The sequence below is a fragment of the Micromonospora aridisoli genome (assembly GCF_056150025.1).
Genome location: NZ_JAXCFK010000144.1, coordinates 1 through 550 on the forward strand (window position 1 = coordinate 1; position 550 = coordinate 550).

The window sequence follows — 550 nt, forward strand, 5'->3', positions numbered from 1 at the left end:
ATAGTCTTCATTGAATGCAACGTATCGTACTGCTCAGGACTTTAATTACTTAAATAATATTTATTAGTTTTATGTCAAAAATATCATACACAACATTTATTTACGTTATTTAAACATTTCACTTTAACGTTAAGAGAATTTAAAAATTATTCTTAAAATCCAAAAAATAAATATTCAAAAATATTTCTTCCTCCCTTAATTTAAAAAATTTCATTAATAACTATTCTAAAAATTCATCATTATTTTCTTTCATCATTGTGAGAATAAAAACATACGCAAACAATAGTATAGACAAAGCAAAAATACCAATCCATGACAATTTGTTTAACTTTAAAATATCAGGTGCTGAATTCAAACTACTCGTAAACTCTAAAATAGCAGCAAACAATCCTAACATACTAGAAAACATTAAAAACACAAAATCAATTAAAGAATGTGTAAGCCGATTTAATATATATTGTAGATTTAATTTTGAACTTGTTATTACATAATTTAGAGATGAAATAATTCCAATAACAATAAATATCCCAAGAAAAGTATTTATTATACT

1 protein-coding gene is annotated in these 550 nt (G+C 22.7%); it reads right to left on the bottom strand.

Features of this window, described 5'->3' with window-relative positions:
* Positions 1-220: 220 nt before the first annotated feature.
* On the bottom strand, positions 221-550 hold a 330-nt coding region (locus tag SM447_RS29795), incomplete at its 5' end, for a hypothetical protein (RefSeq protein WP_474576191.1).